Source organism: Cellulophaga sp. L1A9, from assembly GCF_009797025.1.
Classification (GTDB): domain Bacteria; phylum Bacteroidota; class Bacteroidia; order Flavobacteriales; family Flavobacteriaceae; genus Cellulophaga.
Genome location: NZ_CP047027.1, coordinates 528,621 through 545,226, shown reverse-complemented (window position 1 = coordinate 545,226; position 16,606 = coordinate 528,621). Strand labels below are relative to the sequence as shown.

Sequence of the window (16,606 nt, the reverse complement as noted above, 5' to 3'; positions counted from 1 at the left end):
TTAAAATAACGAGAAATGGATAGATATACATACAATTGTGAGTATTGTGGAAAAGCATACACTCCAAAAAGAAGATTTAAGCAAAAGTACTGTTCCAGTAGTTGCCGTGTAAACTCTTTTACAAAAAGAAAAAAAGCAAAGGAAAATTTGCCAGACTTTAAAAAACCAAAAGAAGTATCCGTAAAGGAAAAAATGAGTTGGTCTGGCATTGGGAATGCTGCAGTTGGAACTTTAGCAACCAATTTTGCTACTAATCTACTAACTAAGGAAGAAAACAAACCTGCTACTAAAGGAGATATTCAAAAAATATTAAATATTGGTTTCAGTAAAATGATCCTCATTAAAAATATACCACCAAGAACTGATGGGGCTAGGGCATATTTTGATATCACCAACCAAATAATAATTTATAAAAAAAATACACATGTCAAATAATAAAAAACTTATTAAATATAAAATTGAAACGCACCTGAGAGAGTTATATCGGGATCTAATTAGCATTACTACATATCAACAAATAAATAGGAATATGATAAATGCATTAATTACAAAAGTTAATATCATGATAGAAATAGTTGAATATTTACCCCGTCTACCACTTTATGATATGGAGCAAGAAATAATAAGAATGTGCAAGGAAGACCACTCTATGCAAGGCATTAATATTTCCTTATTATTTGAAAATAAAAATCCAATTATTGATTACAGTAAAATGGGGCACCTTAAAATAAACGTTTAATTATGGAACAAAAATATTTAAGAATAGGAACAACTTATTATAAGGATGTAACAATACCATTACACAGTGGAGACCATATTAAAACTTTAGTTGCTTGGTCTAAAAATGAAATAAGTACAGATCACGGTAAAGAATATATAAAGGATATCGCCAAATATGATGGCTTTTGCTTAATTCCATCTCACACTAATTATAAATCTGAAATTGATGGGTTTTATAATAAATATGAAGAATTAAATCACGAAACGCATGGTGGAGATTTCTTAGAGACGGAAAAATTTCTAAAACATATTTTTGCAGAGCAATATAATTTAGCTCTTGATTATCTAAGTGTACTTTGGAAATACCCTTCACAGGTACTACCAATCTTATGTCTTGTTAGTAATGAACGAAACACTGGTAAAACAACATTCATCAATTGGTTAAAACTTATTTTTCAAAATAACATGACTATTAATAATAATGAAGATTTTAGATCTAGGTTTAACTCTGATTGGGCTTCCAAATTAATAATTGCTGTGGATGAAGTCTTACTCGATAAAAGAGAAGATAGTGAACGCCTGAAGAATCTAGCAACTGCTAAAACTTATAAAAGTGAAGCAAAAGGAAAAGACAAAGTAGAAGGCAGTTTTTTCGGGAAGTTTGTATTATGTTCTAATAATGAAGAGAACTTTGTATATATAGATGCTGAAGAAACGAGGTACTGGGTCAGAAAAATTATTCCATTTAATTTGGAAGAGGATAACCCGAATTTATTGGATGACTTAAATACCGAAATACCTTGCTTTTTAGATTTCATAAATAATAGATCAATTATTTCTCCTAAAAAAACTAGGATGTGGTTTACTAAAGATCAAATTTACACAGATGCTTTGAGAGTTTTAAAGGATGGGAACAAGACCTATCTACATAAAGAGTTGGAGCAAATTATTAGTGATGAATTTTACATGTTTGAAAAAGAGGAACTAAAATATTCCGCAGGAGATTTAGTGGATAAATTACTTAAAAACAATATTAGAGTTTCCTCCTTTAAAATTTCTGATCTTCTAAAAAACAAGTATAATTTAGAAACTAAAAACAGCACGTATATTAAATATCATATTTCTAACTCTACTTTGAATAAACCAATTGTAGAAGAAACCAATCATAAAGGTCGTCATTATACCTTTAAACAGGAACAGTTCAAGAATTAGGTTGATTTGTTGCTGAGTTACTTTAATGCCATGCTAGCTGGCACTTGTAATGAAAACTAAAAATCAACTTATAGGCAACATTTATTTTCGGTTGTTGTTGACATGATGTTTCCATGATGTTTATTTAAGACCTCCCATTAACATTTGCTTTCAATGGCTATAGCAACAATTCAACAATTGTAAATAATTTCTAGTATCAATTGCTATAGTTCAATTATTGAGAATACTTAGAGACTAGTTTTGGTTTTTTTTATTTTCATAATGATAAAATAAAGATAAATTGAAACCATATCCAGAGTATATTGATATTCAGCCCCAAATTCTAATTACAACAAATGCCATCACTAAACAAACTAATCCCATTTAATGCTCTGAAAAAAGAAGATCATGAGGTTCATTTGATTACCCAAATTAGTTATTAGAGCTTTTTAACTTTAAGCTCTGAAATTAGAATACTTCAATATCCTTATAATTGTAACCAATTTTTCCTTGCTTGAGTTTATCTAGTTTAAGAAAAAACCACTTTTTGGGTTGATATACTTTCTGTATTAGTAAAGTTCTTTTTATTCAAAAATTTTTAAGGACTCTTTCGCATTTACTTTAAGACCTCCATTTTGTTTTTTATATTCATCAAGGTCTTCTAAACACTTAATTAATATTTCTTCTGTAATTTCACTTTCTTGTATACCTATTGCTTTTAGTGCATTTACTATTTTAGATAAAAATGATTTCCTTTTTTTAAGAATATTTTCAAACTCTTGAAAAGTAAAAAGAGATTTGTTTTTTGTTTTTATATTCTTTGAAAATAAATCAGAGTCAGGTTTTTTTATATTACTAAACGTAACAATAGAGGGAGGAGCCTCTTCATTAATTTTATTTTCGATTGGAGTTTTTTCTTCTTCTAATTGTTTACTTGTTGATGTGTCTACATCAAATTCGTTTTTATCCTTTGTACTCTCTTCATTAGTTTTAAGTTTTGTTTTATCATTGCTATTCTGAAGGTCAGATAAAGGTTTTAAGTTTTGTTTTTCTTTAATAAGGAGATCAACTACAACTGGTTTTTCTTCCTGACTAGATTTTTTATTTTCTGATTTAAGTTCAACAACTTCTTTAGGACTCCAATCTAAATCTAAATTCTTTTGAGTTTTTAGTAATCTGCTTTTTGAAAATGATTGAATAGACTTTGATATGGTTTGTATTGAGAAAGTATATCCTAACATAAAGAGTACTTTTGAGGCTACTTCTGAGTCATAATGTTTCAATTCTAGGATATCATCCTTAGCTATCGAAATATTATAGTCATTCTTTTCTATTTGTTTCTTTAAAAAATAAAAGTAGCTAAAAAGCAGGAATGCATTTGCATATTTACCATTCTCCGATAAAGTATTTTTAAGTTTATTAAAACGTGTTTTTTCTTCATTATCAAGATCTGTTTTTTCTTCAATATATTGTATGGCCTTATATAATGTTTTGCTATTTATTGCTGATTTTTCTTTAATCACAAAGCTATAAAAAGTACTTCTCGTAATTTGATCGACTTCCTTATTTAACTTTTTCATACCTACGCAGGCAGCTTTTATTACAGCTTCTATATTTCCTTCTGGAATGAAACTTGGTGTAATATTAAAATCAATAAGATGTGCTAGAGTAGAATCATTACCGTTAGGAGTAGCTTCATTTAATTGAAATAATGTAGCTGTTTTGAAATCTGTTATAAATTCTTCCTTAGGATTTGGAACCTGGTATAATGAACAAAGTTGTTGTCCAGCTTTATATCTTAAAAGATGGCTTCTATTATTAATAAAAGATTTATAAAGTTTCGATTCTAATGGCTTTAAAACATTGAAGTCTGTATTCAGTTTGGAAGATAGTAATCTTGCCCCTATTTCAGACAAAGGAATTAGTGAATAAATCCCTTTGAATTCTAATATTGGCCCATTATCATAGCCTATTGAATTCGCGTGGTATTCTATTAAAAACACTTCGTGTTCTTGCTCATAAATTGGTAACGAGTTTTGCAAAATAGCGATCTTCTGTTTGTCAGACAGTTGCTTAAACTCCTCATATGTAAGATTTATTATTCTATCTGATGCTATTCTTATACTATCATATTTAATTAGATAGTTTAGTTCTGCGCGTTGTAGGATGACAATTATATTTTTCATCTTTGTTTTTTTAAAAAACGACGTCGTCGTTATCATTTTTTGAATCGTTTATTAACTTAACGGGCGTATTTAAAAGAAACCTGCTATAGCCAGAATACATTGTATTTGTAAACGTTATAAATAAATCTCTTTTAGCTCTAGACAAAGCTACAAGAATTAATGCATTTTCATTGTCAGATGTACTCAAATCTGTTTGAATATTTGGTAATGAAACCGCATCAAAGTCTAATCCTTTAGAAGAGTGGTATGTCATAATTACAATTTTGTTTGTACTATCTGCTTTCTCAAGTGATCCAATTTTACTTCCGACATACATCAAAGGTACATTTTGACTATTTAAGTGATTATTCATTTCTGTATAATTTCTACTCTCATCGTCATAATCAGGATAAGTACCAGTTGACCATTTCTTTTTTCCTTCTAAAGCTAAAACAGTATCTACATATTTTATAATATCAATTCTTTTATAGAATAACACAGCATTTACCTCGCCTGGTCTATCAATATTGATCTGTTTAGATTCTTTCCATGAAAATTCTATCTCTTTATGATAAGAGTCAGTTTTAAACAGTCTAATTTCAGAATCTTCTCTTCCAATATGTACCATATCAGCGAAAAGATCTGTATATACATTCTTCAGTACGCTAATGAGAGTTCTAGTTAGCCGATAAATAGTTGTTGTGTTTTTAACCTCAGGATTTAGTTGTTGTATTATTTCTTCTTTAGTTGCTGGTCTTTCGTTAAAATTAGGGACAGAAGAGTAAATCGATTGTGCTGCATCTCCTGCAATGATTAATTGATTACAACCCTTTTTTATTCTTTCCAAAAGAACTGTTGGGATATCCTGTATCTCATCACAGAAGATAGCATCAAACCTTTCTTTTCTATAAAGGCGGCCATTAATGTCATAAATAGTTATTACTGGAATAGTCCTACCGTTTAATGCTGGAATTTGCCTTAAACCTGAAGATAACAAATCTATCAATGCATGTGTAAAAACAACAACTACGATTTTTGCATTTGGATTACGTATTATATAGTCTGTTAGCGCATGTAGTAATACTATAGATTTCCCAGAACCTGCATGACCTTGTATCCAAACAGGTTTGCCATTCAAATCATTCATTTCTTCAATAATATCTCTTTGCTCAGGACCAAGCCTAGCTTCTTCTATCATCCACTGCATATATTATCTTTTTTTTATAATTGGTTTAACTCTAATAATTGATGAGTTAGTAACTAAATCACAAATAACTCTTGATTCTTGATTTATTATTATAATTGCTTTTATTGCTCCCATGGATTGATCCCATTTAAAGTGGATGCTTTCATTGGTTATTTCTGAATAAAACTCTAAAGAATTATTACTCTTTTCAATGTTAATCTCGTATTCTAAAGTAGGAAGTACTTCTCCTTTTTTAAAAATAGGCTTTTGCTTTCCACTTTCTATGATATTAATATTTCTATTTAGCACAGATTCTATAACCTGTTTACCAAAAGCATTCGTGACAAATGATTGTATAGCATTGCCTAAAGCAACCTGTTCTTGACTATTATTTGGCATGATTATTTTTGAGACATCAAAATAAGTCGCACATAATGATCGCAAATAGGGATTTTTAGCACCACCGCCTGATATTATTATATGATCAAGTTCACTATGTTCTAAAGTTGCGCTAGAAAGCGTTTTATCTATAGTGTCTGAAAAACCATTGAAACCCTCACCTCCACTAAAGTAAACCTCCATTAATTCATTAAACTCAGAAAAACTCAACTGAAGCTTGGTATCTATTCCATAAGATCCAATTTGGCAATTTTTATTTTGATTGGAATTAGCTAATTCTGGTAAAGAATAGTCGACTTGAGCATCAACCATAAACGATTTACAAAATTGAAGCTTTGATTCTTCACAAATTTTCAAAACAAAATCTTCATCTATTGTTATACTATTATCTTTTTCAAAAAGTTTATTAGCAATTAGTCTATTGATAAGATTGCCTCCTATGTTTTCATTTCTATATATAGCTAGAGTTTCTGCCATCACATTATCCGTGTCTTTTAGCAATTTAATTGCACAGCAATCAACTGTTCCTGCGCCTACATCAATAACTAAAATGTTTAGGTCTTTTTCTAGGTCCAAGGCTAAATTTTCCTGATGAATAGTCCCAAGAAGGGATGAAATTGGTTCTTCTACAAAGGAAAAAGTTCCTTGTTCAAATCCAGCTTGAACAATATATTTTTCGAGTAGTTCTTTTTCTTTTAGCCCATAATTTGCAGGAGTACTGAAGGAAAAACGTTTCTCTAACGACAATCCTTTTTCGATTACATTTTTTTCTATTTCGCTTTTTAATCTTTTAAAGAAAACAACAAGAGCATCTGCTCCGTTGTTAATTTGTAGAGATGGATGATTCAATAATCTAGATTCAGGAAATATTTGATCTTCCAGATTTAATATATTCTCTTTAAAGCCATACCAACCATCTTCTCCAAAAGTGAATTCATGTCTTCTATCCTGAGCGTATTTACCTAATAAAAACTGTTTACCAACAATACCCATTATAGTTGGAACTATCGTACTACTAGATATTGAACCCAAATGGTCTTTTTGCTCGATCTCTAATAGTTCTACTTTAAGAGAATCATTCTGAATATACGCAATAGAACAAACAGAGCTTGAAGTACCAAAGTCTATCCCAATAAATGAACAGTTTGTTAAATCTTGTATAGATTCATTAATATTACTCAAAGGACGGTAAATAGCGTTAATCCCAATTCGCTTTTTATCTTCCACTATTGAATAGGAACTCTTATTCAATAGTGAAAAATCATACTTTAAGTTTTTCCGAGGCATTAATCCATCTGAAAAGTCCAATAAGTTTTCTCTAATAATTTGAGATGGCCTATAATTAATAGAAGTTAAGGCAGAAGCTCCTTTATTTCCTGATGTAGTTGTTTTAATTAACTCTGGAAAAAAACTTTCAACAACTTGCTCTAGTTTAGCAATTTTTGATCTTACACTAGTAGTTAAATCTACCATCAATAAAGAAGAATAATCAGGTAATAATTTAAAAATCTCCAAAACATTCTCTTCTAATATTTGATAGTCTGTTTTAGCAATTTCGTTAATACAGTTTTGAATAACAACTATATCTGCATTATCAATAAGAGAAGTATTTAATTTTATGTCATTTTTATTTACTAGGTTAAATTGATGGCTATTCCATTTTATGGATACTTCATTATAACCATTCAGTTCAGGAAGCAAAAACCCAGATAAAACTGAATGACTATAGTCCCAAGTGTTCGCGTTAATATCTAAAATATCAATAGAGATGTTTTTTATATCAGGACAGTAATCAAGGATGTATTTTACAGTTCCATAAGCTTCAGATCCAGGTCCTCCACCTATAAAAACAGCAGAGAAAGCTGTTTTAGACTTCATAACCTGTAAATTCTGCTCTAATAATATTTTGTATATAAGTTGGTAGTAATGTGGTAGATAAGTAATGAGATATGCACTTTGAATGTTTTGTAATGCATAATCCACGTAAACGGGCGGTGGTTTTCTATAAGAAACTCTTAAGTGCTTGACATCTGGTTTTAGAGATTGTAAATACTCTTTAATTTCTAGTGGTGCATCATTTAATTCATCTATGGCTTCCACAATTTTATTGTAAACACTCATTAGCTCACAATAGTTCTAAATGTTAGATTTATTCTTGAATCAAAAATTCTTTTTTGTATAGGAATTTGGTGCAACCAATTATGCTGCAAAGCACTTTTCATAATAACTAATGATCCAGGAGCTAATTCTAACTGGAGTTTTTCATCTGGATCTATTTTATGCTTTAAATCAAATCGCCTTGTTGCTCCCAAACTTACAGATGCAATTAAAGGATTCGTTCCCAGTCCCTTTTCATCATCTGCGTGCCAGCTTACTTTATCACTGCCGTTTCGATAAAGATTAAGGAGAACACTATTAAAATCTGATTCTGGTAAAAAACTTTCTATTACCCTTTTTATACCTAGAAGTTCTTTTGTCCAAGGTTCTGGATTACATAAAATACCTGAATACTTATAATTAAAGCCTTCATAACCGTACCAAGCAGTTTTACGCGGTACTGGATAGGTTTTTCCATACATTTTTATCTCTTCTTGTCGCCAGTTAATTGTTTCTAAAAAAGTCTTAAAGTAGTTATTGGCTTTATCAAGAGGTATAAAACTTTCCATATACCAAACCTCCCCATCCTTTAATTTTATTTTCTTAAACTCGCGTTTTTTTGGTGTTTGGTTAAATAAATCCATTTACTAATCTATATTCTTTTAAGAAGGTTTAACAAATTTTAATTTACAAAATGTAAATCACTTAGCATACATTCAAACTTAATTAAATTCTTAAATACGTCAACTCACAAGACTTACACTTCCTTTTGGTCTGATCCATATCAGCTACGCTAAAACGTTCTTCAATCTTCTCGAAAATATCAAGGCCTCTACCTAGTGTAATTTTCCAACCATTATCTGCAGCAATAAAACGATCGTGATGTTGTTCAAAACGAAATGTTAAGTTTATCCCTATACTTTCTACATTTTGAGCTAATTCTTCTAATGACGATCTTGATTCTTCCAAATATTCATCATGATTCCAAGTCACCACTTCTAAATTGATTTGGTCTTCAGGATCTTTAATATTCCCTAGCATGATACAGAATTCTAATAAGTTTTTAAACTGGTAATACATCCTGATATAAGGATCTTGAATGGTAATATTCTTAGCGCCTTTTAAATAGTTAGCAAAGAGTTTTTTATAGGATATACCTGTTTGATTATCTTTTAAGATCGTTTGATGTGGTTTTAGTTCTAATTTAGGCTTCACAACGACTTCTCCAGAATCTTCTGCTTCGGTTTCTTCCTGTATCTCAACTGCCGCCTTGTAATTTAAATTTTCTAGTGTTTCAGGATATACCTCAACACCGTTGGACAGTATAGTATATTTAAAATCAACTGGTTCTGATTTAAATGTTTCATCAATAATATATAATTGATCTTTCACACGCTTTCGTCCTTCAATACTAAAATTTAAAAGCTCTAAAGCTTCTTTTTCAGAAACCTCTTGATGCGGATATATTAATTTCACTAACCCAGAAAATGTTTTTCTAATGGCTGTTTTATCTCTTGTTGTTAACGATCCGTCAAGCTTTACGTATTTATCCATAATAGATGAGAAATCATACTTACGCATTTCTCTCAGCAATTCTGCTAGGTAATCTACTATAAAACCATACTCCGATGAAAAGACTGCTGTTTTAAGAATACGAACTTCCCAACCAGGAATGTACATATGCATTCTATCTAAAAAAGCACCTTTTAAATAGCCTTCAGGAATAGACTCAAATAAATGTGAGTTCTTTAGCATATAAGGCACGTTATGCTTCGTGTTGCCCACAAAAGCCATAGACGCTGTGGCTTGATAGGTTTCTTTACCTCTATTGAAACTCTGGTTTGCCATGTAATTTTGCATGATCTTTACCAAATCACCATCGGTACGCTTTCCTCCTTTTTCTTGCTCAAATTCATCGAGTGCTACAACATCCCAATAGCCAACTAATCCAATTTTATTTCCTGTGTTATTTACAAATAGTCTCGCTTTAGACACATCGCCTCCAGACACTAAAACACCATGCGGTGATAACTCTGAAAATATATGAGACTTACCAGTTCCTTTAGGTCCTAATTCAATAAAATTATAGTTGTTTTCTGTATGTGGAATTAAACGTGACAACTGTATAAACTTATCACGCGTATTAAAATATTCTGGATTTAACCCAATGCTGTGCATTAATAGATCCAACCATTCTTCCGTTGTGAACTCTTTTCTTAAATCGACATATTCTTTCAAATTAACATTAGAAACTTGAATAGGTTTCAAATCTACAATAATCCAGCGCATTGTAATATCATCTGCATGAGAATATCCAATATTTAAAATACACCAAACGCCACCACCACTTAATAGTTTTTGGTTATCCATTACCATTTTGTCAGCAATAGGAACTCCTTTTAAACCTAAACTAGCAAATTCTGCTTCGTATATATTCGCCTTGTCATTAAGCGATACATTAATTTTATCAATAATTTTATAGCTTCCGCTATCTCTAATTTTAGCTTTTACAACTTCTGCATCCGAACGGTGTACATAATTATCTCTAATTACATTTTTAACCTTTTCAATACCTGCTGCAATAATTTCTTCATCATCAATAGCACAGTATTGTCCTAATAAATATTCTAAAACATAAACAGGAACAGGATTACTCCCTTTAACTATTGCTGTTAAATCTTTACGAACTACTTTACCTTCGAAATGTTGTATTATTTTTTCTTTTAAACTCATAACTAAAAATCTTGCGCCAATAAGGTGTTATTAATTACTAACTCTTCAATTAAAGGATTTAGCATATCGTCTATATCAAATACTTTTAATTTAAAAACATTTTCGTTAGAAAACTCAGCGTTTACAATTAACTCTACATTTGTTAATCGATCGCTTGGTGCTTCTGATGTACTATTTAAAACAATATCAACACTATTACTTATCAAAGTTGTTTCTTTATATAATGCGATATTAATTGTTCTTTCTTTTTCTAAACGTGACACTTCGTTTTCCTGCAGAATATTAAATTTCAACACATTGGATACTACGCGAAGTTTGCCTTTGTTTAACAATGTTGGATTCACCTTTTTAGCAACTTCTATTCGTTTTCTAGAACTTACAATTAATGGTGTTATTAATTCTTGTAAACTAGCTCCACAATGTACAAACTGATGTCCTACACCAGATTTACGATACCTATTTACTGAAAACGGAATATTTACATAAAAGTCTTCCTTAAAAGTTGTGGTTTGTTTAAGTGGAAAAGTATATCCCAATTCTTGTTCTTTCTTTTCTTTTGTAATAAAGAATCTATTATGAGAAATAAATGTATCGCTTGGTAAGGTTTCTAATTCTTTATCTACAATTTTTTTGTCGTTGTATAAAAACCCATGATCTGCGGTCACTAATACATTGGTCACATTGTAAGAACTGTGCAGTAACTTAATAAACCGTTCTAACTCTGCAATTGCTTCCCTTACTGCTTCAAATGTTTTTCTTTCTGAAACTCTTTTATCTCCTCTTGCATCAATTACATCATGATAAATGTATACTAAATCATTCTTAAACAACGCTCTGTTTTCTGCTTGCTTCGCATTTTTTACAGCCTCAAATTGCACGCCTTCTGCATTTGATTTATACTTTTGAAGTAAATTACTTCTATAGGTGCTTTCTGTTGAAAGTCCATCGCTTAAAATCTTTCCTGAATTAAATACTTTTTCTCCAGGTAATAATTGCGCCATACCAACACTCGTTCTAGATGGAACAGATGCTAACATGTGTCTTATTTCTGCGGTGTTTTTAGTATCTCCATGCATTTTAGATAACAGTTCTTCTCCTACCTCATAACGCAATGCATCAGAAATAATGACTACCATTTTCTGATCCACCTCAGCAACTTCTGTCTTATAGAAGTCATATTGTTTTGGTGTTTGAATGGTTTTGTAGTCAAAATCTATTCTAGATAAACATTGTAACCATTGTCTGTTTAATTGATCTATATGCTTATTGTAAGTCTCATTTAAATGATTTTTTAATGCTTCTAAATCTATAGTTGCAGGTACTTCTACACTATCAATTTCATTAAAATACAATATAGCTCTCCTAAAATTGGTGTCAATTTTATATACTTCGTTGGTGTAATAGGCAATGTACTCTTCTGGTGTATTTAAAGTGTATGTTGTAATATTATTTATTGCTAATGATGTTTTTAATACTTGTCGTAAAAAACGAACCGTTTCTTTAGCTGCTCCTTGTACTTCTTGTTGTAATCCTAAATTCTCTAATACTTGTAAGCCAACAGCATCATTTGTAATGATCTTTGTTTGCAATTGTTCTAAAATTGCCCAGGTTAAGTTATTTGGATAAAAAGCATAATTTTCTTCTATGCCATAGGCCTTAACCAATTGCTCTCCTTTAATATCGTTTTGAATGTTTACTAACAGTTCTTGAAAACCGTTAGAAACTAAAGGATTACTTTCTACCACTTGCCAAAACTGATTGATAGATGTTAGATGACTGGTATCATTAATTTTTAATGTGGCATAGGGATCGTTTTTTGCTAAACGACTATTTTGCATGGTGTAATTGTACAATACACTTTTTGCTGCTTGTAAAAACTCTATGGCAGAAATTGCTTTTAAATTGTAGCCCATATGATGTCCTACTTTTGCAATAATAATATCGGCTAAATGTGTGCCTTTTATTTTTTGTTGCACACGTTTAAAAGATACTTCATTTTTTTCTTGTGCCAATATGCACAACTTGGTGATTAAAACCACCCAATTTTCTACATTTTTAAATTTTAAAAATGCGGATAATAACCCTTGCTGTAATTCTTTTTCCTGAAAATTACCCGATACTAAAATGGGTTTCACAACGTCCTTTACACTTGCATATTTTAATTCTGCCATGTATTTAGATACCATGCTTTTTTGGTGACGTTGCAAACCAAACTCCTCCATAAAAGCACCAACATTGTCTAGCTGTAATTCTTTATTTGCTAATAATAAACCCATTAATGGGAATTGGTGGTATGCCTCTTGAGAATTAGGTTGTGGTAAGTTTAAGTACAACAATACTTTTTCGTCTTTTAACTCATGCGTTAATTGGTATTTTAATATAAACGGATTATTCTCCCAATACACCACTTTAAAATCTGAAGTATCTATACGTTGCACCTCTTCTAAAAACTCTTGTGCTTCATCAAATAGAAACAAGATTTTTAGTGCAGGTGAATCGGTAAAGTATTGCTTGGCTTTAGTTTCTATCATACTTATTTAATCTTTGCCACTACGGTTTCAAACTTTTTGTAATTTACGGTAACACCATCGTCTAAATCGAAAGTGATTTGATTGTCTGCCACCGTTTTTAACTCTGCTTCATACTCGTAACATTCTTGTAAGTCTTTGCGTAATTGTTCTAACTTCTTAGCTTCTTGGGTGTTTAAATTGGCTTCGTTACTTGATAATAAGGTTATCTCGGCCTCTATATTTTTTATATGCTCTAATAAATAATTATCACGTATTTTTTCTACTGTAAAGGCATTCATTCTGTGCATATAGACTAAGACTTGAAATGCGCCTTTTTTAGACGCAAACAACCAGTAAATTGGTTTTTTCTTATACATGCTACAATGGTATTTGTGAAAATCTGTAACCAAGAATTTCTCTAAATCTTTGTTTAAACAGTCTTGTATAAAGTTGATGTTATCTGTACGTGTTTCTGTACCCCAAATAACATCTAGCAAGCTATATAATTGTTGTAAAGCATCATCTGGAAAATTACAAGCTGTTCCCATCAATGGTAGAATAGCATCTTCATCTATAATAATGTTGCCATAGTTATAATTGTAACTTTCTAACTCTTCTTTAGTTGGATTTGGATGCGCAATATTTAACTCTTTTTTATCTAAACGATAACGTCCCATAAATAAACCAATAGCATAACTAATAAATTGACTGATTACTTCTGCTTTATTAATTGGTAACTCTATAGCTTCTGCACCTTGTTCTCTAAACGCTTCTTCTAATTTTTCTACATCATTTTTCTTGAGTTCTTCTTGTAAAATGGTAATATCTTTTAAAGCCACTTCTGGTGTTAGCTCGTCTTGTAAACCATAAATAGCTATAAAAATGCGATTGAGTGCTTCTTCGTTGCTGTGCAGTTGAAAGAAATCTTTAGTAACCTCATTTTGCCATGTTGAATATGCTTCTTCTAAAGAATTGGTGTTGTTTATTAACGGTGATTTATCAAAATCCCAAGATTCCTCCCTTGAATTCCAATCTTTTATTGAATAACCATATATTTCTTTTTCTAAATCGACTAAATCTTTCCTCGTTTCTAAACTATGATGAAAAGGAATTCTTTTAATATCTCCAACTTGAAAGTTTACTGTCGGATTAAGTACTTTTAATACATAAGTCGCAATCTTTGAATTTAAGAAAGCAACTAAAATTTCTGGACATTCAGAGAAAAAAACAGATCCACCTGCGTCAAAAATATATCCTGAATTTAAAAATCTAGCACTAAATCCAGTTGATCCTACTTTTTTTATTGTGACTCCTTCTTGAAAAAAATACTCAGTACTACCAATTCCAATACTCGAAGTTCTTGTTGAATTTAAGAAATTATTAAACTCTCTTAATTCTTTTCCATCATGTTGCCAATTAACTAAAAACTCATGATTTCCTGCCCATTTATGAGATCCACCTTTATTATATGGATACCATTTTAACTTAGAAGTTTTAGTTTCAAGAATATTTTTACAATCAAAAAATATAGTATTGTAATCTATTTCACTCCATAACCTAACAAATCTTTTATTATCACTTGTCTGCAAACCAGTTTGAGGCAATGCATAATCCCCTAGCTTACTCCAATTAAACATTTCTAATGCATTTTTAGATAACCAATAAGAAATCGGACTATCTGGAATTCTAGGAAAATTAGTTTGAGAAATATTAGAGATTTGATTATTTCTTTCAAGAAAATTCTCTTCTTTTTCATTAACATTCTTATAATCTACCAAACGAAAGTATGTTCCTGAATAATCCAAAACATTATGAGAAGGAATTGCTACTTTATTAAGAACAAAAGCTGTTGATTGCACTACTTCTCCGCTTAGTTCTTCAAAAGTTCTTGATCCTAGATGTAACATATTTACAATACCGAAATTTTTTAAAATATGTTCTCTTAATTTTTGATAAGAGGATAAAAACATCCATGAATGTTGGTTTATCATTCCCATTAAACCATTAGGTAGATTCATCGCTACAGTAGACTCCATAAAAACTGCAAATAAATCAGACTTTGATAAAGGGTAATTTGCATTCACATAATTCTTTAAATCTGCATTCATGTTCTTCTGTCCCATATAAGGTGGGTTTGCTACTACAGAAGTATATTTTTTAGTTAATAGTAATAAAACAGGAATGTAGGTTTTAAGCTTTGGGTAAATGACTTCAATATTAAAATCTCTAAACTCGGTATTTTTGATTTTGGTAAAACGTTCTTCAATATAATTTCTTGCTTCTTCGCTAATATCTAGTTTCATTACAGAACCTAAATTCTTCGCTTGTTTCATCAAGCGCAATGCAGCATCTAATTCTTCTATATAATCTGCACCATCTTCGCCTAAAAAATCTTTGATTTCTTGTACACTAAAATCTGCTGCTTCTGGCATGGCATACACATTAGGCAACCAATCTTTGCTCCAAATAGCAGGATATACTTGTGCAGCTTTTAATAGAATAGCAAAAGTGGCTAGCTGCGCAGCTCTATCGTCTATGTCTAAACCAAATAAATTGTTTTTTAGAATAGATTGCACTGCTTCTTCCGCTGTATAGTATTCTTCTATATACATTTTGTAGATAAGGTCGAAACCTTCTACTAAAATGTGTCCTGAGCCTGCTGCTGGGTCTATTAAGGTTAGGTCTTCTACAGTATTAATTATCGCCTTGTTCTCGATACGCTGCGCACTCGAACTGACGGCTGTAGCATCAGACTCGTTTTCTACCAAATATTTCATTTGGGTTTTTAATGCAGAATTTGGGTGTTTGTCTAGCCAAATTTTTCCTGCGGTATTTTCTACCATGTATTTTACAATCCAATTAGGTGTAAAAATTTGGGTGGCTGCTGGTATGTCTTTGGCTTCTGCCTTCTTCCCTTTTTTAAAGGATGCAAACACATCATCTTTCTTTTCAGAAATATAAAACTGATACAACCAACCAATGAGTTCTACTTTTTGGTAGTCGTCATCACTTATAGCATCTGTGGTATTTAATAAATGCAAAAAACCATCGGTTTGCAGCATGTTGTCTGGTAGCAATAACTCGGTATAATCGTCTATTTTACCAAAAACACGTTGCAAGGTTTTATGACTATGGCAATAGCCTTTTAATAATATGGCAAAAGCCTCTTGGTCTTTGCTGTAATCTGTTAGTATTTTTTGTAGCCTGTTTTTTTCTTCCGCAGTTAAAAATTCACTTTTACCTTGTCGTGCTTTTTGTAAAATGATTGGCGTGTGTTCTAAACCTTGTGCATCTTCTAATTGTGGTTCTTCATAGCCATTTTTCACTAAAATACGCAATGCCATAATACGGTTAAACCAGGTATAAGCTGCTTCTTCTACAACGACGTCAATACCTTTGTTTTTAATAGCATTTTCTAATGATTTCCATAAATTAGGCACCGAAGGATCATCAAAAACATCGCCTCTAAAACTGTAACCTCCAGATACTTTTTCTGGTTGTTCTAAAACTTCTCCTTTATCATTAAATCCCCAATACAATAGTTTTTTAGCAACACCTTGCATGAGTATTTTACGAGCTTCTTGTGCAAACGTTTTTGTATTCAT

Annotated in this window: 10 protein-coding genes; 3 read left to right on the top strand and 7 right to left on the bottom strand. The window is 31.1% G+C overall.

Features of this window, described 5'->3' with window-relative positions; translation table 11 throughout:
* Positions 1–15: 15 nt before the first annotated feature.
* From GQR94_RS02195 to GQR94_RS02185, 3 genes are read left to right on the top strand one after another with little or no spacing between them, the layout of a single operon-like run.
* Complete coding sequence (locus GQR94_RS02195; protein WP_158973871.1) at positions 16–435, top strand: hypothetical protein; 420 nt, start codon at positions 16–18, stop codon at positions 433–435.
* Positions 425–739 carry a hypothetical protein gene (locus tag GQR94_RS02190; protein ID WP_158973869.1) on the top strand — a complete coding sequence of 105 codons (315 nt, stop codon included), beginning with the start codon at positions 425–427 and terminating at the stop codon, positions 737–739. Before GQR94_RS02195 ends, GQR94_RS02190 begins: the two co-directional genes overlap by 11 nt.
* A gap of 2 nt (positions 740–741) precedes the next feature.
* On the top strand, positions 742–1,932 hold the full coding sequence (locus tag GQR94_RS02185; RefSeq protein ID WP_158973867.1) for a primase-helicase family protein: 1,191 nt from the start codon (positions 742–744) through the stop codon (positions 1,930–1,932).
* A gap of 563 nt (positions 1,933–2,495) precedes the next feature.
* Here the strand turns inward: GQR94_RS02185 and GQR94_RS02180 are convergent.
* The 7 genes from GQR94_RS02180 to pglX form a co-directional block, all read right to left on the bottom strand.
* On the bottom strand, positions 2,496–4,097 hold the full coding sequence (locus GQR94_RS02180; protein ID WP_158973865.1) for a hypothetical protein: 1,602 nt from the start codon (positions 4,095–4,097) through the stop codon (positions 2,496–2,498).
* A gap of 10 nt (positions 4,098–4,107) precedes the next feature.
* On the bottom strand, positions 4,108–5,283 hold the full coding sequence (locus GQR94_RS02175) for a 3'-5' exonuclease (RefSeq protein WP_158973863.1): 1,176 nt from the start codon (positions 5,281–5,283) through the stop codon (positions 4,108–4,110).
* Between the two features lie 3 nt (positions 5,284–5,286).
* Positions 5,287–7,761 carry an Hsp70 family protein gene (locus tag GQR94_RS02170; protein ID WP_158973860.1) on the bottom strand — a complete coding sequence of 825 codons (2,475 nt, stop codon included), beginning with the start codon at positions 7,759–7,761 and terminating at the stop codon, positions 5,287–5,289.
* Between the two features lie 20 nt (positions 7,762–7,781).
* Entirely contained in the window at positions 7,782–8,402 is a 621-nt protein-coding gene (locus tag GQR94_RS02165) for an alpha-ketoglutarate-dependent dioxygenase AlkB (protein WP_158973858.1), read from the bottom strand.
* An 82-nt stretch (positions 8,403–8,484) separates the two neighbouring features.
* Positions 8,485–10,491: a BREX system Lon protease-like protein BrxL gene (brxL, locus tag GQR94_RS02160; protein ID WP_158973856.1), complete on the bottom strand. Its 2,007-nt coding sequence runs from the start codon at positions 10,489–10,491 to the stop codon at positions 8,485–8,487.
* Positions 10,492–10,493: 2 nt separating this feature from the next.
* Positions 10,494–13,022, bottom strand: coding sequence for a BREX-1 system phosphatase PglZ type A (gene pglZ / locus GQR94_RS02155; RefSeq protein ID WP_158973854.1), 2,529 nt, complete (start codon positions 13,020–13,022; stop codon positions 10,494–10,496).
* Positions 13,023–13,024: 2 nt separating this feature from the next.
* A complete protein-coding gene (gene pglX / locus GQR94_RS02150) occupies positions 13,025–16,606 on the bottom strand; it encodes a BREX-1 system adenine-specific DNA-methyltransferase PglX (RefSeq protein WP_158973852.1) in 3,582 nt (1,193 codons plus the stop codon).

What these genes read in the sequence shown, in the direction of transcription:
- GQR94_RS02185 (WP_158973867.1), top strand. Translation starts at nt 742, where the DNA reads ATGGAACAAAAATATTTAAGAATAGGAACAACTTATTATAAGGATGTA.
- GQR94_RS02195 (WP_158973871.1), top strand. Translation starts at nt 16, where the DNA reads ATGGATAGATATACATACAATTGTGAGTATTGTGGAAAAGCATACACT.
- GQR94_RS02175 (WP_158973863.1), bottom strand. Translation starts at nt 5,283, where the DNA reads ATGCAGTGGATGATAGAAGAAGCTAGGCTTGGTCCTGAGCAAAGAGAT.
- pglZ (WP_158973854.1), bottom strand. Translation starts at nt 13,022, where the DNA reads ATGATAGAAACTAAAGCCAAGCAATACTTTACCGATTCACCTGCACTA.
- GQR94_RS02180 (WP_158973865.1), bottom strand. Translation starts at nt 4,097, where the DNA reads ATGAAAAATATAATTGTCATCCTACAACGCGCAGAACTAAACTATCTA.
- GQR94_RS02165 (WP_158973858.1), bottom strand. Translation starts at nt 8,402, where the DNA reads ATGGATTTATTTAACCAAACACCAAAAAAACGCGAGTTTAAGAAAATA.
- brxL (WP_158973856.1), bottom strand. Translation starts at nt 10,491, where the DNA reads ATGAGTTTAAAAGAAAAAATAATACAACATTTCGAAGGTAAAGTAGTT.
- GQR94_RS02190 (WP_158973869.1), top strand. Translation starts at nt 425, where the DNA reads ATGTCAAATAATAAAAAACTTATTAAATATAAAATTGAAACGCACCTG.
- pglX (WP_158973852.1), bottom strand. Translation starts at nt 16,606, where the DNA reads ATGAATACAAAAACGTTTGCACAAGAAGCTCGTAAAATACTCATGCAA.